The sequence below is a fragment of the Gilliamella sp. Pas-s95 genome (assembly GCF_009795795.1).
Taxonomy (GTDB): domain Bacteria; phylum Pseudomonadota; class Gammaproteobacteria; order Enterobacterales; family Orbaceae; genus Gilliamella; species Gilliamella bombicola.
Window position 1 is genome coordinate 1 of the sequence record NZ_WTFC01000037.1, and the last position, 20,787, is coordinate 20,787.

19 protein-coding genes and 1 pseudogene are annotated in these 20,787 nt (G+C 35.8%); 6 read left to right on the forward strand and 14 right to left on the reverse strand.

Annotated features, from left to right (window positions below):
* A pseudogene (locus GQ598_RS09465) lies at window positions 1-84 on the forward strand (IS5/IS1182 family transposase); the annotation flags it as partial.
* Window positions 85-232: 148 nt separating this feature from the next.
* Here GQ598_RS09465 and GQ598_RS09470 read toward each other — a convergent pair.
* The 8 genes from GQ598_RS09470 to GQ598_RS09505 form a co-directional block, all read right to left on the reverse strand.
* A complete protein-coding gene (locus GQ598_RS09470) occupies window positions 233-1,687 on the reverse strand; it encodes a hypothetical protein (RefSeq protein WP_160403909.1) in 1,455 nt (484 codons plus the stop codon).
* 115 nt (window positions 1,688-1,802) lie between these two features.
* Window positions 1,803-2,873 (reverse strand): acyltransferase, encoded by a 1,071-nt coding sequence (locus GQ598_RS09475; RefSeq protein WP_255471357.1) that lies wholly within the window; start codon window positions 2,871-2,873, stop codon window positions 1,803-1,805.
* A gap of 90 nt (window positions 2,874-2,963) precedes the next feature.
* On the reverse strand, window positions 2,964-3,923 hold the full coding sequence (locus GQ598_RS09480; RefSeq protein ID WP_160403911.1) for a glycosyltransferase: 960 nt from the start codon (window positions 3,921-3,923) through the stop codon (window positions 2,964-2,966).
* Window positions 3,924-3,927: 4 nt separating this feature from the next.
* Complete coding sequence (rfbB, locus tag GQ598_RS09485; RefSeq protein ID WP_160403912.1) at window positions 3,928-4,959, reverse strand: dTDP-glucose 4,6-dehydratase; 1,032 nt, start codon at window positions 4,957-4,959, stop codon at window positions 3,928-3,930.
* Between the two features lie 2 nt (window positions 4,960-4,961).
* A complete protein-coding gene (locus GQ598_RS09490) occupies window positions 4,962-6,203 on the reverse strand; it encodes a sigma 54-interacting transcriptional regulator (RefSeq protein ID WP_202112742.1) in 1,242 nt (413 codons plus the stop codon).
* Complete coding sequence (gene nagZ / locus GQ598_RS09495; RefSeq protein ID WP_160403914.1) at window positions 6,184-7,227, reverse strand: beta-N-acetylhexosaminidase; 1,044 nt, start codon at window positions 7,225-7,227, stop codon at window positions 6,184-6,186. Before nagZ ends, GQ598_RS09490 begins: the two co-directional genes overlap by 20 nt.
* Window positions 7,227-7,862, reverse strand: a complete 636-nt coding sequence (locus tag GQ598_RS09500) for a penicillin-binding protein activator LpoB (RefSeq protein WP_160403915.1) — start codon at window positions 7,860-7,862, stop codon at window positions 7,227-7,229. Before GQ598_RS09500 ends, nagZ begins: the two co-directional genes overlap by 1 nt.
* Window positions 7,863-7,869: 7 nt before the next feature.
* Window positions 7,870-8,217 (reverse strand): HIT domain-containing protein, encoded by a 348-nt coding sequence (locus GQ598_RS09505; protein ID WP_160403916.1) that lies wholly within the window; start codon window positions 8,215-8,217, stop codon window positions 7,870-7,872.
* Window positions 8,218-8,629: 412 nt separating this feature from the next.
* Here GQ598_RS09505 and rpsF point away from each other — a divergent pair, with 412 nt between their 5' ends.
* The 4 genes from rpsF to rplI are packed head-to-tail and all read left to right on the forward strand — an operon-like array spanning window position 8,630 to window position 10,009.
* Window positions 8,630-9,013 (forward strand): 30S ribosomal protein S6, encoded by a 384-nt coding sequence (gene rpsF / locus GQ598_RS09510; protein WP_091347472.1) that lies wholly within the window; start codon window positions 8,630-8,632, stop codon window positions 9,011-9,013.
* Window positions 9,000-9,305: a primosomal replication protein N gene (gene priB / locus GQ598_RS09515; protein WP_370516541.1), complete on the forward strand. Its 306-nt coding sequence runs from the start codon at window positions 9,000-9,002 to the stop codon at window positions 9,303-9,305. Before rpsF ends, priB begins: the two co-directional genes overlap by 14 nt.
* Before the next feature lie 4 nt (window positions 9,306-9,309).
* Window positions 9,310-9,537: a 30S ribosomal protein S18 gene (rpsR, locus tag GQ598_RS09520; protein ID WP_025314965.1), complete on the forward strand. Its 228-nt coding sequence runs from the start codon at window positions 9,310-9,312 to the stop codon at window positions 9,535-9,537.
* Between the two features lie 22 nt (window positions 9,538-9,559).
* Complete coding sequence (gene rplI / locus GQ598_RS09525; protein ID WP_065590871.1) at window positions 9,560-10,009, forward strand: 50S ribosomal protein L9; 450 nt, start codon at window positions 9,560-9,562, stop codon at window positions 10,007-10,009.
* 53 nt (window positions 10,010-10,062) lie between these two features.
* Here rplI and ggt read toward each other — a convergent pair whose 3' ends face one another.
* Entirely contained in the window at window positions 10,063-11,724 is a 1,662-nt protein-coding gene (gene ggt / locus GQ598_RS09530) for a gamma-glutamyltransferase (protein WP_370516542.1), read from the reverse strand.
* Window positions 11,725-12,371: 647 nt separating this feature from the next.
* On the opposite strand from ggt, the gene GQ598_RS09535 reads away from it, so the two are divergent.
* The gene (locus GQ598_RS09535; RefSeq protein ID WP_160403919.1) at window positions 12,372-13,442 is read left to right on the forward strand and encodes a DUF3829 domain-containing protein; all 1,071 of its coding nucleotides are present in this window, start codon (window positions 12,372-12,374) and stop codon (window positions 13,440-13,442) included.
* Window positions 13,443-13,622: 180 nt separating this feature from the next.
* Here GQ598_RS09535 and sstT read toward each other — a convergent pair whose 3' ends face one another.
* The 5 genes from sstT to GQ598_RS09560 form a co-directional block, all read right to left on the reverse strand.
* On the reverse strand, window positions 13,623-14,879 hold the full coding sequence (sstT, locus tag GQ598_RS09540; RefSeq protein WP_160403920.1) for a serine/threonine transporter SstT: 1,257 nt from the start codon (window positions 14,877-14,879) through the stop codon (window positions 13,623-13,625).
* 332 nt (window positions 14,880-15,211) lie between these two features.
* Entirely contained in the window at window positions 15,212-16,969 is a 1,758-nt protein-coding gene (locus tag GQ598_RS09545; protein WP_160403921.1) for a biotin carboxylase N-terminal domain-containing protein, read from the reverse strand.
* A complete protein-coding gene (locus GQ598_RS09550) occupies window positions 16,953-18,551 on the reverse strand; it encodes a 5-oxoprolinase/urea amidolyase family protein (protein WP_160403922.1) in 1,599 nt (532 codons plus the stop codon). The genes GQ598_RS09545 and GQ598_RS09550 overlap by 17 nt, the downstream gene beginning before the upstream one ends.
* 163 nt (window positions 18,552-18,714) lie before the next feature.
* Complete coding sequence (locus tag GQ598_RS09555; RefSeq protein WP_160403929.1) at window positions 18,715-19,491, reverse strand: 5-oxoprolinase subunit PxpA; 777 nt, start codon at window positions 19,489-19,491, stop codon at window positions 18,715-18,717.
* A gap of 14 nt (window positions 19,492-19,505) precedes the next feature.
* Window positions 19,506-20,747 (reverse strand): NRAMP family divalent metal transporter, encoded by a 1,242-nt coding sequence (locus GQ598_RS09560; RefSeq protein WP_370516540.1) that lies wholly within the window; start codon window positions 20,745-20,747, stop codon window positions 19,506-19,508.
* Window positions 20,748-20,787 lie beyond the last annotated feature (40 nt).

Below are 20,787 nucleotides of genomic sequence, written 5' to 3' on the forward strand. Positions count from 1 at the left end.
ACTAGATACGATAAGTTAGAAAGGAATTATGCCAGTATGGTATCACTGGCATTTATGTTAATGTGGCTGCCAATGTATTGTTGAGTAATTTATGTACAGCAAAGATCAACAGTCCCTAATTAGTTTACTATGTATAATTACAAACATTTTATATGAATTTATTTAAACATTAAAAATACTGATAACATCAACAAGTATTTTTAATGCATTTAGCTAATTTTTAACATAACATTTATTCTTTCTCAAAACCATCCATTATAGAATCAACAATATTTTCTGCTGCATTATCAATTGACAATAATTGCTCAACAACAATATCTTGATTGTTTCTATTTGGGTCTGGCTCGCCATTTTTAAATCGATATGCTAAAGCTTTCGCCTGTTCAAATGTAGACACTCTATTTGTTCCATTTGCAATTAGCTCACCATTCACCGTAAATGCAGAATGATCTTCACGTTCAATAAAAATTAATGGCTTTTTCATCAATTGATATTCTAATAGCCAACTTATACCATCCATGATTAAAATATCTGAAGCTTGAAATAGTGGACCATAAGGACCTTCCCTGTAAAAATAGGTATTATCTAGCTTATTCCATTCTACAAAAAATTCTTGCACGCTACGTTTAAGAGTTTCGTCTGTTATTGCCTCCAAAACAGTCACTAATGCTGGATGAGGACTAAATACGAACTCGATTGAATCATCTTCTTTTGCCCAATTTAACATATCATTATATATATCTAAAAAAACACCAAAATTGCTCCAATTTTTATCTATACTATGATGAGAAGCCCACAAGATTCTAAATTTTTTATCATTAGAATTTGAAACAATCGGCCATTTGGGTTTGGCGTTTTTTAACGCTTTTACTTTAGGATGACCTGTTACAAAGACATTAATTCCATTAAGTTTATCATGTTGTTCTTGCTCTATTTTGGTTTGCTGATTTGCGACAAAAAGCTTCCAACAAGAGCTATGATAATGGCTAGATAAATGATTGAATCCTAACTGAACAAAATTCATAATTTCATACGGAACCAAGCATAGTTTTGCAAATCTTAAATTATCTGTGCTAAAAGCTGGAGGAATATCATAATCCCATTGTGATTGCCTAAAAATCACATTAGGAGCCAATGTTTTAATAATATTTAAATCCTCATATGAATTATTATTATTGAATCTCAAATGAGGCACATTTAATTGTGATAAAATATTATGTACATATTCCTCATCTTTAAATATTTTGCTACCTGGATATCTCCTATTTATTGATGCAACAATAACATTGAATTGATTATGACAAAGCATCTCTTGATAAATAGAAAAAACACTATCCCATGACTCAATATTATGCACTAAAAATAAACAAATAATCTTTTGTTTTTTATTAATTATTCTATTGGTTGAAATCAGATTAACTGTTTGGTTTAAATTACGAATATCGATATTTAGATTAGTATTTTTTTCAGTTAATCTATATATTACCTCTAATTTTTCTTCTAAAAAAACCATTCGCTGCAAGAGTTCCCCATACTCTTTATCTTGTCCAAAATTATGAAAATATTTATTGGGCGAAGATATTTGTTGATTTAACCCATCTAACTTGCAATTTATATCTAAAACTTCATGTTTAACTTTTTTATTATCGGCATAAATTTTAGAAAAGAACCAATTTCTAAATCCCACGACTACTCCCTAATACATAATAAAATACCATTATTTTATATATCTTATTCTCATTTTCATAAATAGTTTTCAAGCAAACTAAAAATAAAATGATTAAAATAACTTTAATTGCTGTTTAATAATTTTTCATAGTTTTTGTTGACTTACTTTTGAAATATAAAAGAAATTTATTTTCTACAAATATATGCGTTAATATTGAAACAATAGAAATAAAGATAATATAAAATAATAATGCAGGAATACTAAAAATATCAGAAAAAATAATTTCCTTATTGATCACGATTCCTACAGGATGTAATAAATACAATGGGTATGAGATTTTACCAAACCAATTCCCAATAATATTATTAGTCAATTTAAAAATTATTCCTTTGTTAAAAGATAATGAAATTATCATCAATGAAAACAAAAAAATTGAGTAATATTCATTATTTTTTATGTAATCATTTTTGGCGTAAAAATAAATTATAAAGAAAACAATTATAATTTGAATTACTGATATTATATTTTCACTTTTCTTTGTACTATTATTTTGCATATATTTAACAATAATATAAATAAATGCTCCTAATGCGTATCCGAGCAGTGCCCTAATCAGACCAAAAGGCATTAATTTATCAAATTTATGATAATGAATATTCATGTAATTAGTTGAGTAATTATTAATAATAAAAAAACAAATTAAAATAATTAACATTAAAAAAGGAAAAACTAATTGGTTTGCTTTCTTATCAAAAAAATGTAGGACTGGAAAAAATATAACCCCTACCCACAATTCAGCAGAAATACTCCAAGATAAACCTAATGGCTCAAAAAATATAAAACTTGATGATTGAACAAATGGTAATATTTCTCCGATGATTAAAATTCTTACAATATCCCCAAAATCAAGTTTCCCAAGATGGTGATGAAGCAATTTCAATACAATAAAAGTGAGTAAAATTGAAAAAATATAAACTGGATATAATCTTAAGAATCGAGCTTTAGCAAAACTAAAACAATTAAATTCTTTTTTATTTAAAACAGAAAAAGCTAATACAAAGCCACTTAATATAAAAAAATAATCAACAGCTAGTATAAATGATAGTGGAATTGAAAAATTACCATTCCAGTAGAAATAATGACCAATTGCAACACAAAAAGCCATTACACCACGAAAAAAATCAAGAGAATAATTTCTCCGCATAATAAACCTATTTATATAAATAATGACGAGTAACTAACAATAATTGCTAATTTATGAAAATGATTATAATTAAAAGAGAGAAAGTCTAATCTATAGCGTTCTCCTTCTTTTATACAGTAGAGGTAAGAACCTAATAACCAAAATTTTTTTAATATCTTTAAAAGTAAAAAAAGGATTTTTTTTGCAATAAACTTTTTTATTTTCACGTATTTCTTTAGACATACGTAAAAGAAATAAATAACGATACGGCATTTCCAATCGATTATAATTCCATTTATAACTTTTATATTGCAGATAGCAAATTAGATATTTAAGCTTTTCATATAACATTTTACTTTTGCAAAATGACATTATTTCATTAAATTCATCACAAATACAAAATACCTTATCTTTACTCTTTATTGACGACTGATCATGTATTCGATAATAAATTAATGGAGCGTCAATAAGCATCATTCGTGTTGCACAAGCATAGACTTTAAAACTAAATGCTGTATCTTGATATGATGCGCCGGGTGTTTCTAAAAATTTTAGATTATTTTCCTGAATAAATGTTCGCTTATAAATATTAGCCCATACTGACGGCCATTGTAAAAATGGAGATAAATCATTTTGTGGATTAATTAAAACACTGCTTTCCATTTGATATGAATCAACTTTCTTAATTGAGCTATCTTTTTGCATAAATGTAAAAAAATGACATCTTGCAATATCTAAATCATTCTCAACAGCTACTTTATATAACGATTCAAACATATCAGGCTTAGCAAAATCATCAGATTCAACAATACCGATATATTCGCCAATGCATTGTTGAAGGCCGATATTCATTGAATGACCATAACCACTATTTAACTTATCAATAATACGAATTCTCGGATCTTTATCGGCATATTCTTGTAAAATTGCAAGTGAATTATCAGTTGAACCGTCATTTACACAAATTATTTCTATATTGGTTAATGACTGATTTATAATACTATCTAAACATTGCCGCAAATACTTTTCCACATTATAAACAGGCACTACAATTGACACATTAGGCAACATAAATTTATCCTATCACTCCTATGTTATTTAAATACCATTCAATGGTTTTCCTCAAACCGCTTTCAAACTTTTCTTGTGGTTTCCAACCTAATTGTTTTTGAATTTTTGATGAATCAATAGCATATCGATAATCATGACCAGATCTATCAGATATAAATTGAATTAAATCTTGATATTGTTTGATTCCATTTCGTTGTTTTGGTATAAGTTCATCCATCATTGAGCAAATAATTTGTACTGTATCTAAGTTCGTATATTCGTTATTTGCACCAATATTATAAGTTTCTCCAATTTTACCATTTACTAAAATAGTATATAAAGCTTTAGCATTATCCTCGACATATATCCAATCACGAATCTGCAAGCCACTGCCATAAATAGAAATTGGTTTACCTGCTAATCCCTTTGAGATTACTGACGGAATTAATTTTTCAGCATGCTGAAAAGGTCCATAATTGTTAGTACTATGGGTTATAATTGTTGGTAGATTATAAGTGCGATGCCACGCCGCAACTAAATGGTCACTTGATGCCTTAGACGCCGAATATGGGCTACTTGGTGAATAAGGAGTCGCTTCTGTGAAGCGCTGTTTTGTACATCCTAAATCACCATAAACTTCATCAGTTGAAACATGAATAAACCGAAATTTATGTTTACGTTCCTCTGATAAATTGCACCAATAATATCGAGAGACTTCTAAAAGTGTAAAAGTACCAATAATATTATTTTCGACAAAAACAGCTGGATTCGTTATTGAAGTATCCACATGACTTTCAGCGGCCAAATGAATCACAGCATCGGGTTGATATTGTTGAAAAACGCGTTCCAATTCTTGTTGATTACAAATATCAATTTGTTCAAAAACATACCGTTCACTGTTAGAAACCATCGCAAGCGATTGCAAATTTGCTGCATAAGTTAATTTATCTACATTAATAACATGATGCTGAGTGTATTCAATAATATACCGAATAACAGCAGAACCAACAAATCCAGCACCACCTGTGATTAAAATTTTTTTAGCGTGACTAAACAAACCTACCGCCCTATCCCATAATCCCGCAACTTATTCGCAATCGCCGTATGCGATACACCAAGTCTTTTAGCAAGCTTTCTTGAGCTTGGATATTGGTCATATAATTTTGATAAAATCTCTTTCTCAAATTGTTTGGTCATTTGATCTAAAGTTTTATTTTCAATATTATCGACCCAAGACAATTGCGATGAGGTTGAGGTTGGTAACATGATATCTTTAACGGTTAACTTAGGCTCTTTCAATTGTGCCAATGCAGAATAAAGGATATTTTTAAGCTGCCTTACATTACCCGGCCATGAATAACTAATTAAATAACCAATGACATTATCATCAACTGTTGGTGGGGTGATGCCTTGTTTATTGGCAAATTCATTGACAAAAATATGAGTAAGTAGTGCAATATCATCTTTGCGCTCTTGTAAAGAAGGCAAATTAAGCGGCAACACATTCAGTCTATAATAAAGATCTTTTCTAAATTTGCCTTGCTCAACTAAATCGGCCAAATCAACCTTTGTTGCGCAAATAATTCTAACATCGACATAAACCTCATTATCATCACCAACACGACGAAAATAGCCATCATTGATAAAACGCAATAACTTAGTTTGCATTTGAAAAGACATCTCATCAATGCCATCGAGCAACACTGAACCACCATTGGCTTGCTCAAAAAAGCCTTTTTTGCTCTCAATTGCTCCAGGGTACGCTCCTGCTGCATGACCATATAACTCACTTTCAACTACTTCGTCGGGCATGGCTGCACAGTTTAAGGCTAAAAACGTCTGATCACCACGCGGGCTATATTGATGACAAGCATTAGCTAATAAATCTTTACCGGTACCTGTTTCACCTGAAATCAATAACGGCTCGCGTTGCATAGAAAACACTTTAGCTTGCGCAATTAGTTTCTGCATAACCCCACTTTGGGTAGCAAAAATATCAAAAGCATGACAACTCACCACATTGATTTTAGACAAGCGTTTTTTCAGATAATCAATGGATTGTAAAATAAATATTGTTTTGGATGATGCCATCACCTTCTGCAACAAAAAATGCTGCGAATCTAAAACAATAATCGTATCATCTTGTTTATCGATACTGACTGTGTTATCAAAATTAAAAACAGCTCGATAATCAAAATATTGATTTAACACCAATGACTGATGACCAAACAGCTTCTTAGCTGAATCGTTATACGCAATCAGATGATGGTTATGATCAATTTCAATGATGGCTATTTGCATAGTCTGCCCACTTCTCATTCAGTCTTTGTAAATTATCACAACGGCGTTGCCACTCAGGGCTTTTTGTTAATTCGGCATAGGTGATTTTAGTATTGGTCAATAGACATCTTACTTTATCTGATGTTAGCGGATTAACCTTATTTAGCGCGGCTAATTGCTCTAAAATAGCCATAGTCCCCGTCCTATTATTACAAGCTAAAAGTAGATCACAGCCAGCTGCTAAAGCTGCTTGAGCACGTTCAGCGTGATTGCCCATGACCGAAGCACCTTCCATCGATAAATCATCAGAAAAAACCACACCATTAAAATGCAACTGATTGCGGAGTACGGTCTTCAGCCAAAACGGCGAACCGCTTGCGGGTTTATCATTAAAAGCGGGGTAAATTACATGAGCTGGCATAATCGCATCGAGTTTATGATTAGCAATAAGCCTAGTAAAAATCTGCATATCGTGCTCAATCAACGATTTTTCACGATGATCAACAGGGGTTTCTTTATGCGAATCGGCAATCACATGGCCATGCCCAGGAAAATGCTTTCCTGTTGTCTTCATCCCTGCTGCATGCATACCATCAATCATGGCAGAAGCGACCTGATAAGCAATATTGATATCCTGATGAAACGAACGTGTACCAATAGCAAGGCAATCATGACCTAAATCTAAAACAGGAGCATAACTCAGATCGATATCAAACGCGATCAGCTCCATAGCAAGAACCCAACCAGCATCAAACGCCAACGATTTTGCTTGCTCAAGATCATTAAGCGCCGCAAACGATTGTGCAGGAGGAATCGCCGTAAACCCATCTCTAAAGCGCTGAACACGCCCACCTTCATGATCAACCGAGATTAATAAACGCTGTGAAGAAGCAGCACGAATCTCGTTTATCAATGCCAACAATTGGGCTTGATCTTGATAATTACGGCTAAACAAAATCACCCCAGCCACCAACGGATTTTGCAATAGCTTCTTATCGTCTTGGGTTAGTGTTAAACCTTCAACATCAATCAGCAATGGTCCCATTATCGATTATCCCCATCAACTTGATTTGGTTGCGCATTGCTATCAGACGGCTTCGGCAAATCTTTAGCGGCCACTCTAGTTAAAATCTCGCCACTTTGTGTTGAAAGCAACTCCATAGCAAGATCTGCGTCACTACTTTCGCTTGGCACTCTATAAACTGTTGTAAAAAGGACATAATTTGCATTGATTGATTTAGCCAAACCAATCATCTTACTGCGTGACACCAGTTTATCATCTGCCAAAATTCCCAGCGTTTGTTTGGCTTGGCTTACAGCTTGTTGATCTACCACTGTGAAGGTATTTTGTTGACGCATTAATTGATACAGCGCCTCGTTGATCTTATTACTTGCAAGATAATCGCCACTACGATTTTGAATATCGCTAATTAAAATGAGTCTATTATCAGAATTTAAAGACGAAGAACTCACTAATTTACGAATAAATGGCGACAATATCGACTGCCAATCCGTTTGTCGAACAATTTGTGGTGGAGTTTCAATCACACCAGTATTATCAGGCTGATTAACCTCAACCGGTGGTTTCACCTCTTTTTTTTGAGAAAAGCCAATAAGATGACAACCGGCCAACAAAAAAGCCAATAAACTAACAACAAAAATACGTTTGATCTGTTTCATACAATGATTAACCTATTAATCGACCTAAATGTTTACCGCCTAACAAATGCATATGAAGGTGGAAAACCTCTTGACCAGCATCTTTATTACAATTCATAATTAAACGATAACCGCTTTCATCAATACCCTCTTGCTTGGCAATTTTAGCCGCAACCAGCATCATATGCCCAAGAACGACTTCGTCTTCTTCTTGAATATCATTAACGGTTGGAATCAGTTTATTTGGAATAATCAACACATGAGTCGGTGCTTGGGGAGAGATATCACGAAATGCTGTTACTTTATCATCCTGAAAAACGATATCCGCTGGAATTTCTTTTCGAATGATTTTACTAAAAATAGTTTCCTGAGCCATCAAACCTCTCCTCTTAATATAGTTATACAGACATCAACCAATGCCAATTTATATATGCCCAAGCATATCATATTTTATCAACAAAAATGTATAGAAATCGTTACATTTTACAACGCATTTTTATAATCATCAAAAACAGTCAGAAAAGGTATTGATTTTATTAAAGTTTTTATTTTGATTTTTGACACCCACCCTGTAAAGAAACTTTATAAAAAATGCACATAAAAACAGACGCTTCCCTAACAAAATACAACACCAATCTACAAAAAATATCTTGGTATATTCATTTGTCAAACAGAATAACTTGATATATAATGCCCCGTCGATTTCAACCGCCTATTTTTCATGTTCCTTGCTTTCAATGGGTTGCGGTTGCCCCGACAGAAAGCTGATTAATCCGTAGGGAGCGATAATGCGTCATTACGAAATAGTATTTATGGTTCACCCAGATCAAAGTGAACAAGTACCTGGTATGATTGAACGTTATACTGGTACATTAACCACTGATGGTGGCAAAATCCATCGATTAGAAGATTGGGGTCGTCGCCAATTAGCCTATCCTATCGAAAAACTGCACAAAGCACATTACGTGCTAATGAATGTTGAAGCAACTCAAGAAGCGGTTAACGAACTTGAAGACAACTTCCGTTTTAACGATGCAGTAATTCGCAGTTTAATTATGCGTACTAAACATGCTGTAACTGAAACTTCACCGATGTTAAAAGCGAAAGATGAGCGTCGTAGCTCTGAAGAAGATTTTAACGAAACAAACATGGACGATGATTCCGAAGAATAATCGTTTAGTGTTATCGGGTATTGTTATTAAAACACCGATAAGGAAAGTCAGTCCAAGTGGGATATCGCACTGCCAGTTTTACTTAGAGCATGTCTCTGAACAAACCGAAGCAGAACTCACAAGGCAAGCATGGTGCGTCATGCCCGTCATAGCCAGTGGACAACACGAGTTAAGTTACATAAAAAAAGGCAGCAACGTTCTAGTTAGTGGATTTATAAGCACCCACACTAAACGCAACAAAACAAGCCAACTTGTTTTACATGCTGACCAAATTAAACTATTAGGAGAATAGCCAAATGGCACGTTATTTCCGTCGTCGCAAATTCTGCCGTTTTACTGCAGAAGGCGTTAAAGAAATTGATTATAAAGATGTTTCTTTATTAAAAAGCTATATCACAGAAAGTGGTAAAATTGTACCAAGCCGTATCACAGGTACTAGCGCAAAATACCAACGTCAACTAGCTCGCGCAATCAAACGCGCTCGTTACTTGGCATTATTACCATACACTGACAACCATCAGTAATTAGCAACAGAGGGAACATATAATGCAAATTATTTTACTCGACAAAGTTGCTAATTTAGGCAGCTTAGGTGATCAAGTTAATGTTAAAGCGGGTTATGCGCGTAACTTCCTGATCCCACAAGGTAAAGCAGTATCAGCGACTAAAAAGAACATCGAATTCTTTGAAGCTCGTCGTGCTGAATTAGAAGCAAAACTTGCTGAAACACTAAAAGCAGCTGAAGAACGCGTTGCACAAATCAATGCGCTTGGTAAAGTAACCATTACTTCTAAAGCTGGTGATGAAGGCAAACTATTTGGTTCAATCGGTACTCGTGATATCGCTGATGCTGTTAAAGCTCGTGGTATTCAAGTATCAAAAAGCGAAGTTCGCTTACCAAATGGTGTACTGCGTACTACTGGTGAACATGAAGTGTTCTTCCAAGTACACAGCGAAGCATTTGCTAAACTTATTGTTGATATCATTCCTGAATAATTATCCAACAATAAATACCAAAAAACCCGTTCAAGTGACGGGTTTTTTATTATTTATTTTACAATGATTGATTTACCTCTACCTCGAATATCTGATACAGCTTCGGGTTTATTATTCGTGATTTTTATAGCTTGAATATCACCGCTAAAATCTTGCTGCTTAAACTGATAACCCATTTGTTTGAGTTGATCTTTTAAATCTTCTGGTACTTTATTTTGAAAACGCTCAATAAAGATAAGATTAGTTGGTAATAATTGATGATGATAACGCGGAGCATCTACTGCTGCTTGTAATGACATATGATTATCAAAGACATTAGTCACCACTTGAAAGATCGAAGTAAAAATCCTTGAACCGCCCGGCGTACCAATAACCATTGCAACATCATTATTTTTAATAAATATACTTGGCGTCATAGAAGATAAAGGGCGTTTATTTGGCTCAATTGCATTAGCATCTTTGCTCACAACACCAAACTGATTAGCGACACCTGGTTTACTACTAAAATCATCCATTTCATTATTTAGAATGATACCAGTGCCTTCTATTACAACAGCAGATCCAAACCAACCATTAAGTGTATAAGTATTCGATGCGGCATTGCCCCATTTATCCACAATCGAAAAATGCGTTGTCTGTAATTTTTCGCGATTATTGTCTAAACCAGGTTTAACTTGTTCAGTAATCGAAATAGCTTTTGGATTAACTTGTTTCGCTCTCTGCGCTAAATAATTAGTATCAATCAATTGAGTGACAGGTACAGAGATAAAATCAGGATCTCCCATATATTCGGCTCGATCGGCAAAAACACGTTTTTCTATTTCTGCTAATAAGTGAATATATTGTGGTGAATTCACTTTTACATCTTTGAAATCATTCGCGAGATCTTGTTTCATTAATAAAAGTTGAATTAAACCAACGCCACCTGAGCTTGGCGGTGGAGCAGTAACAATCTGCATATCATGCCAGTTAGCAACTAACGGAGCTCGCCATTTAGCCTGATAATTTGCCAAATCGTTTTCAGTAATTAAACCGTCATTTTTTTCCATCTGTTGTGCGATTAATTTAGCAGTTTCGCCTTTATAAAATCCGTCACTACCTTGGTTTGCAATACGCTCTAATACTTTACCAAGTTCGGGCTGTTTAAACATCTTTTCAGCTTGCATAGCACCAAAGTATTGCTTAAAGTGACCATTAGCAGGTGCAAGCTCGGCTGCTTCTTGATAACGTTTAACTAACTGTTTATCTACGGTAAACCCTTCATTAGCAAATCGAATAGCTGGTGCCATTACCTCTTTCCAAGATAATTTACCAAAACGTTGATGCACCGCCCACATACCGGCAACGGTTCCCGGTACTCCCGATGCTTTGTAAGAATATAAACTTAAATTAGGAATCACATTTTTATGATCATCAAGATACATATCTTTATCAGCTTTGCTTGGTGCAACTTCACGATAATCAATAAAATAAGGCTTACCGTCCATCCAAAGGGTCATAAAACCACCCCCACCAATATTCCCCGCTTCAGGATAAGTAACAGCAAGAGCAAATGCGGTAGCCACAGCAGCATCAGCTGCATTTCCACCTTTTTTTAAAATTTCTTGTGCAGCAATGGCACCATAATAATCGGGCGAAGCAACTGCGCCAGCTTCTAATTTTTGTGTTACGTTTTCAACAGCAAGTACTTGTTGGCTTATCAGTAAAAATACCATAAAGTAGCAATACTTTATCAACTTACGTTTAAGATAAAACATTTTGCACCTCCTAATTAAAGTATTATTTATCGTACCCACTCAACAGCAAAATACATGAATCACATTAATAAATCATGCAACAATCGGTTAAGGGGAATCATCAATATAGCATAGAAAATAAAAATGTTGAGCAAATATTGATCAGTTAGCTTTACTCAATAGAGGCTGATAATGTAATATGCAATGCAATCGATGATAATAAAACTCATCTACATAGAGTAGCCAATCTATCTTCTTTGTTGAACATAGGTAACAAATAATTAAACTTTGCTGGAAAATGTTATTAAGAGGTGTCAAGGATGATGTATTTTCTTAACATAATTAGCCTTAAAAAACATAATCCGTTTAAATAAAGCTAAATTTTTGTAAAAAATATTCAGGATTCTATACCGTTTCGTGGTTAATTAATACTTCACCGTATCTCGTATCTATTTGTTAAAACATGTAATAACCATCGTATCAATCAATGCCAGAATTATTATAAAAATTGAGCATAAACATAGCAATTCATCGTTTGAACTTTATATTTTATTAGAAATAATCATTAAAAGATAATAAAGTATTAACGCAATGAATTTATAATGAAAAAATTAAGGGAATAAACAATGAAAAAAAAATTTTTAACCGTATTGATTGCTGGATTTTTGATGATTGGCTGTGATGACAAACCAACCGAAAACAAAACACAACAACCCACAGCAACTTCAGAGGCTAAACCTTCTGATTCTAAAAAGACTGAAGATGTTTCACGGCAATTTGCACTGAAAGCACGTAAAGGTAATATATGGCTAGAGATTTTTAATGCTAATGTCTCCCAAGCTGCAGATGAATTAAGAGGGAATGGGCATGGCAAGATGACTTCTTCTCTTTATCATCTTGATAGCAGTGTTAAGGGGTTTTTAAGAGGTCTCAGTGATAAAAACGGTAAAATTGATGTCAATTATGTGAAAAAAAATCCAACGAAACTTTTTATCGGCTATCACCCAGAACCAAAGGAGCTTGATGAATATAAACAATTGATTACTGAGTTATTAGCATTTAAACCAGAGTTACCCGAACTTGATGCCGCAGGCAAAGCATTAAGTGATAAATACGTTGAAATAGGATTAGCTTATGACCAGATAGCTAAATATTATTTAAATAATGAGTACAAATTGGATGACTTTGCCAAATTACCTGAACTGTTAAATAATTTGAACACGCTTTATAACCAATATATTGAAGCAAAAAGTGTGGCTTTAGCGGCTTATGGTAAATTATACCAAGAAATCCATGCATTTCAAAAATCAGAAATAAAAAACAAAGGGTTAACACTTAACTACAATTGCATGGAAATCATGGATTTATCTGAAGATGTTATCGATTTAATCAATGAAAGTTTTAACGAAGACAACCAGTTTAAAAATCTCGATAAATCAGCCCTTGAACAAAAAATTCAACAAATAGAATCCATGGCCAATGAATTAATGACGAATAAAGGCAAAAATAAATTGATTAAACAACAAGGTTTAAACGATATGTATTATGACCGTTTTGTTGATCGTTTACCTGGATTGATTAATCAAATGAAAGTAGTTTTAAAAAATTTACAGACCAATACTGTAGAAAGAGAAGTTGATTCTTTGAATGGGGAACTTAAAAGTGTAATTGACGGATATAATCAAGTAATCAATTAAAAATAGATAAACATCGTTTCATTGCTAACATTTTAGTCATTATCAATGACAATAAATAGTGGTATAAATAACAACGGTGTAAATATTACACCGTTTGCAATGCATGAATTTTAGTTAAATAACCATCTGCATATCATTATGTAGTTGGTTATGTAGATGAATGCAAATAGAACTCAATACTTAATATGCGTTGATATTCATTTTTCTATTTTGTGCTGCCGATGAAACTGCGCCAATAAAAACCACATCACTTGACGAATTTAATGCAGTTTCAACCGAATCTTGAATCACGCCGATAGCAATCCCAATGCAAATCACTTTAGCTGAAATTTCGTTAGGAATACCAAACATACTACATGCGACAGGAATAAGCAGTAAAGATCCCCCCGCTATTCCCGATGCCCCACAAGCACATACTGAAGTTACAATACAAAGTAATACCGCAGAATAGATATCAACATGTATACCAGCACTAGCCGGCATTGAATTAACCGTGGCTAAAGTTAAAACCGTTATAGTAACAGCCGCCCCCGACATATTAATTGCAGCGCCTAATGGCACAGCAACGGTATAGGTATCTTCATCCATGTTATATTTCTTACAGATTCCCATATTGACAGGAATATTTGCTGCTGAGCTACGTGTAAAAAAAGCAGGAATCGCACTTTCTTTTAAAGCAGTGAATACTAGTGGATATGGATTCTTTCGCATAACTAGATAAGCTAGTAATGGATTGATAACCAATGCAACAATCGCCATGCAAGAAACTAATACAATTAATAAATGAGCATATTTTTTCAGCTCATCAAAACCTGTTTCGGCTAATGTTGAAGCGACAAGTCCAAATACACCCAAAGGCGCAAATCGGATAATAATTCTGACAATAAATGAGATAGCATAAGACAGATCATTCATCATTGTTTTAGTGCTTTCACTAGCGTGCCTTAGTGCCAGACCAATACCAACACCCCAAACAATAAGACCAATATAATTCGCATTTATTAGTGCATTGACAGGATTGTCAATCATCTTTCCAAGTAAGGTTTTTAATACTGCGGTAATATCACTTGGTGGAGTAAGTTCAAGATTATTTAGCGTATCACCAAATGAAATTTGTGACGGAAACGAAAAACTGACAATGGTTGCCAATAATGCAGCTAACATCATACCAACAAAATAAAGAGAAATTAACGGCCGCATATTGGCTTGTTTACCATGTTGGTGATTAGATATCGAGGAAACTACTAAGATAAGCACAAGAACAGGGGCAACTGATTCTAAGGCATTAATAAATAATCCACCCAACAATGACATATTCAGCGCCGTATCTTTAGATACAGCAGCAAGAGTAATGCCCAAAATTAAACCCAACAAAATCTGTGGTATCAATCCTAGTTTAAAATAAAAACGAATCAAAGGATTAGATGATTGTGTCATACTACTTTCCTGTTTATTAAAGACAAATTTAGAACCTTAACATATTTAAATAGTAAATTTATACAAAAAATCATAATAATAAGCTTTTTTTATATATTACTTAGTATGATGATTAAATTTAATTATTCGTTTTTACATTCAAAATATTGTCATCAGTCTTAATTGACTTTAAAAAACAATATCAGCTAAATCTTACCATTTAGCATGCAATTTAAGTAGATCTCCCAAGTTTCTGTCACTTTTAAATAAAGTATATATTTTAATAACACAGATAAAATTTGAACAATGCAAACGAGGGAATTTCACCCTCATTTTATTTTGCCCTACAAGCGCTAACTAATTTCAGCTATTGCATCCCCAGCATTAATATAATCGCCTTCTTGGATAGTTCTTTTTAACGTGCCACCTCGGTGTGCAATGACTTGAACTTCCATCTTCATGGCTTCCATAATCGCAATAACATCCCCTTCATTTACACTTTGATGGTCATTAACTACCCATTTAAAAAGGTTACCAGAAACAGGCGATAGGACAATCAAATCAGATAATGTTTCTTTCACGCAGGAAGATGCATCTAAACTATCATCCTTTTTCAAAGAAAATCCAGCCAAGAGCTGTGTAGGTAAACCCAGCTTACAACGCTTACCGTCAATTTCGATAAAAGTGTGTGTTAAGGTCACTTCTTTTTGTGGTATTTGCCTTTTGGCTGGCTTTATTGTTGCAGTAAATTCTGTTTCAATCCAACGGGTATGCACGTTAAAATCATCACAAAAATCAGGATGTTCAATAACCGCGCGATCAAATGGTAAAACACTGGCAACTCCCTCAATGGCAAATTCAGCCAACGCACGGCGAGCCCTTGCTATGGCGTGCTCACGATTATTGCCAACAACAATCAATTTAGCCATCAGCGAATCAAACGTTGCAGGGATGGTTGAGCCCGTTACCACCCCACTGTCTAGACGTATGCCTGGGCCTGATGGCGCATCAAAACGTGTAATGGTACCAGCCGCAGGTAAAAAACCGTTAGCGGCATCTTCGGCATTGATACGAAACTCAATAGCATGTGATCGAGGGGTCGGTGTTTTATCAATACTAAGCGGTAAACCTTGAGCGATACGCAGTTGTTCAGCAACAAGATCGATGCCGGTTGTTTCTTCTGTCACTGGGTGTTCAACTTGTAATCGCGTATTGACTTCTAGAAAAGACAACTTGCCATCTTGGCTGAGTAAAAACTCAACTGTCCCCACACCAACATAGTTCGCTTTAGCACAAATCGCAATCGATGCTTGCGTAATTTGCTGGTTTAACTGTTCGCTGATAAAAGGAGCTGGAGATTCTTCAATTAATTTTTGATTGCGACGTTGCAATGAACAGTCACGCGTACCAACCACAACAATATGACCTAATTTATCAGCAATCACTTGCGCTTCGACATGACGAGGATTATGCAAAAATTGTTCTAAAAAACACTCGCCACGCCCAAAAGCCGCTGTAGCTTCGCGCACTGCTGAATGATAAAGTTCTTCAACTTCATCCATTTGCCAAGCAACTTTTAAACCACGTCCACCACCACCAAATGCGGCTTTAATAGCAATGGGTAAGCCATAGGTGTGGGCAAATTCTAGCGCCTCTTTGGCGTCTTTTACAGGATCTTTGGTACCAACCACTAAAGGCGCACCCACTTGTAATGCAAGCTGTCTGGCTTTAACTTTGTCGCCTAATATTTCGATCGTTTCAGGATTGGGTCCAACCCAAATTAAGCCTGCATCTTGTACAGCTTTTGCAAATTCAACGCGTTCAGATAAAAAACCATAACCGGGGTGCACCATAGTTGCCCCTGATTTTTTGGCTATTGCAATAATTTTATCAATATCTAAATAGGTTTCACATGGTATATTACCGGCTAGCCCATAAGCTTCATCAGCCATTTGTACATGAAGTGCATCAATATCGGCATCAGCATAAATCGCAATAGATAAAAACCCCATATCACGGCAAGCACGTATAATACGTACGGCAATTTCGCCACGGTTAGCAATCAAGACTTTATGCGTTATGTTTTGATTATTGTCAGACATGATCAACATCGCTCCCTTCAAATTCTTTAAACATCCCTATAGGATTAAATTTTATTTTGGCATTGACTGGAATTTGACCGGCCAAATCTAAATGATACTTGCACACAGCACCAATAACAGGATAGCCACCAGTTAAAGGATGATCATTTAAAAATAACACTGGCTGCCCATTAGCGGGAATTTGGATAGCTCCAATGCAAGTCCCTTCACTCGGTAATTCCTGTTGTTTCTCACGGCTTAATGACCGTTCGCCAGACAAGCGCAAGCCAATACGATTGGAAGCTGGCGTCACCTGCCATAGCTGTGAAACAAGAAGCTCAACAGCTTGCTGAGTAAACCAATCGGTGCGCGGTCCAAGCACGATATCTAATACCACGACATCACCACTAGTTGGGTAATTGATAACGGGTATTTCAGTTAATGAAACAGGGTTTAACACTTTTGCTTGCTTAACTGCCAGTATTTGACCCGCTTTTAGTGGCAATGGCCCAACTTGTGCAAGGGTATCAAAAGAACAACTAGTCAAAATAGGCGCCACTTGAAAACCACCGCGCACCGCAAAATAACTACGAACGCCACATTTTACATTACCTAAACGGATAATATCACCTGTTTCTAATTGAATCGGCTGATACATCGGTGCGGTATAGGTTTCGTTTTTCGCGGTGGTTATTGTGATCTCACATAAAGCCCCTGTCACTGCAACCAACATGGAGCTGTTTATTTGAGCACTAAAACCACCTTGTGTAATCTCTAACGCAGGTTCATTAATGGGGTTTCCTACCACACGGTTAGCACTATGTAATGCGCTTTTATCCATAGCACCTGATTCAGAAATACCTAATGTAGCTTGCCCTACTCGACCATTGTCTTGGAACAGCGTTTGCAGCCCTGTTGCTAATACGGTTATATCTTGTTGTTGGCAAGCAAAATCATCCAGTTTTTTCGATTTGGGTAAATAATAAGTTGTCTGCGATTGGCTCGCATCTACAAAATGAACCCGAGTACCGGGTTTGAACAGCGCTGGCTCATCACGATAAATGTCCCAAACTGCCGTATCAGTAATACCAATCAGCTGCCAACCACCAGGGCTAGCCTGTGGGTAAACACTACTAAACTCACCAGCTAAAGCAACTGATCCAGCAGGAATACGAACTCGGGGCGATTGTCGGCGTGGTACATTAAGCTGAGCTGTTTTAGATACCATATAAGCAAAGCCCGGAGCAAAACCACAAAACGCCACTTGGTACTCATTATTAGTGTGCCTTGCAATCACCTCGGCAACGGTTATACCAAGGTAATCTGCCACTTGGGCTAAATCTTCACCATTATAACGCACCGGTATTGTCACCAACTCGCCAGACTGCATCACACTTGTCGAAATATCTAGCTGAGCAATATGCTTAGCAAGCGTATTGGCATTAGTCGTAATGGGGTTGTAACGGATCAATAGGGTTCGCGCTGCGGGAATTATCTCTTCGATATGCCAATAAGCAAAAACACCTTGAAGCACATCAGTGAGAGACATTGTTTGCTCAAGGCTGTTTAATTCTACAATAAGCGCATCGACATTAACGGGTAAAAATCGCATTAAACACCTCGATATATGGTCAATATCCAATTACTAAAACCACTTATTTTATATTGTTTTGTTATATTAGCGACCAATTTTATAGCCACTTAACAACGTCTTGTCTAATCATATTTCAATTTTTGTTGTTAATTGAATTTATTTTTACAAATATTTAACTAACCTAGCGATTATTAGCCTTAGCAAACGAGGCGATATTGATGCCATTTTGTTGTAATTTTTCTCGGACTTTTTGCGCCATAGCCAAAGCGCCGGCACTATCACCATGAACACAAATCGAACCAGCATCGATACGCACAAACTGCCCCTCGATAGCAGTTACACCACCCTCATTCACCAATTGCAACATACGGTCAGCAACAAACTCGGGATCGTGCAACACAGCCCCCGCTTCTTTACGAGACACTAACGTACCATCGGCATGATATGCCCTATCAGCAAAAGCCTCGGCAACCACACGCAAGCCGTTTTCTTTGGCCCACTCAATGAGTTTTGAGCCCGCAAGCGCAACTAAAATCAGTGTTGAATCAACCGAACAAAGTGCATCAATCACTGCCATTGCCTGACGCTTATCATGCGCAATTGTGTTATATAATGCGCCATGAGGCTTAACATAACTCACCTTAGCACCCATTGAAGCGGCTAACCCTTTTAGTGCACCAATTTGATAAATCACATCTGCGGTTAATTCATCGACGGCTATATCCATATTACGACGGCCAAAACCAACTAAATCAGGATAACCGACATGAGCACCGACTTCGACATGATTAGCTTTGGCCGCTTTTAATGTCTTTAAAATACCCGCTGGCGATCCGGCATGAAATCCGCAAGCAATATTGGCACTGCTAACAACTTTTAGCATTGCCTCATCATTTCCCATCTGCCATTGACCAAAGCTCTCGCCAAGGTCACTGTTTAAATCAATACATTTAGTGATTGTCATATTGTCCTCTATTTTAAATAGTTAAAAATAGTAGCGACCGACATTATGCCCATATACCAAGTAATTGCACATACAACTACACCTGACAGCAATAACCATCTTGGATAATGATATCCAGACATAAGATCAGCTCTTCGCCAACCAATATACACAAAAATAGTCAAACCAAGCGGTAACACTAAACCATTAAAGCCACCGGCAAAAACGAGTAATGATGCTGGTGCTGTGCCCATAGCTAAATAGACCACAAGCGAAACAACAATAAAAATAATAGTGGCAAATTGGCGTTGTTTGTCTGTAATTGTTCGTTTAAAAGGTGTAATAAAAGTCATCGAAGTATAAGCCGCTCCAATAACACTGGTAATAGCTGCCGCCCATAAAATTAAACCAAAAAGACGTAATCCAAACTCGCCTAAAGCGGCCTGAAAAGCTTGCGATGCTGGGTTGGCGGCATAACTTGAAATATCAATTGTCACACCACTTGCCACTACACCTAAAATGGCTAAAAACAAAATATAGCGCATCAAGCCCACAACAATAATCCCTTTGGTTGCCGCACCTGAAACATAATCAATATGCTCAACACCAACCATGCCTTTATCAAGTAAACGGTGAGCACCAGCATAAGAAATATACCCTCCAACCGTTCCCCCAACAATAGTAGTAATCGAGGCAAAATTAACATCACTAGGTAAAACTGTCTCTTTTAACGCTTGACCAATTGGCGGATGTGATGCAAACACCACAAATAATGTCAAAATAATCATTAATAAACCAAAACCAATCATCAATCGATCAATAAAATTACTCGCTTTACGCGACGAAAAGATATAAACCGCTAAAAGCGCACTAATTGCCCCACCCCATTTCGGATCAAGCCCAACTAGTGCATTCAAACCTAACCCAGCACCAGCAATATTACCAATATTAAAGACTAATCCACCAAAGATGATCAGCACAGCTAGCAAATAACCGCTAAATGGAATCGTTGCATTAGCAATATCTGACGAATTCATTTTGGTTAATGCCACCACTCGCCAAATATTTTGCTGAACAACAAAATCGATAATAATAGATGCTAAAATACCAAAACCAAAAGCAGTGCCAAGTGTAACGGTAAACGTGGCCGTTTGAGTAATAAACCCTGGGCCAATTGCTGATGTCGCCATTAAAAAAATGGCACTGATTAATGAAGCACGCCGATCTTTAACAAAAGCAACGGTACTACTGTTATGATTTTGCATATGCATGTCTCCTCTTGATTTGTTCTTACAATTATTAATACAACTG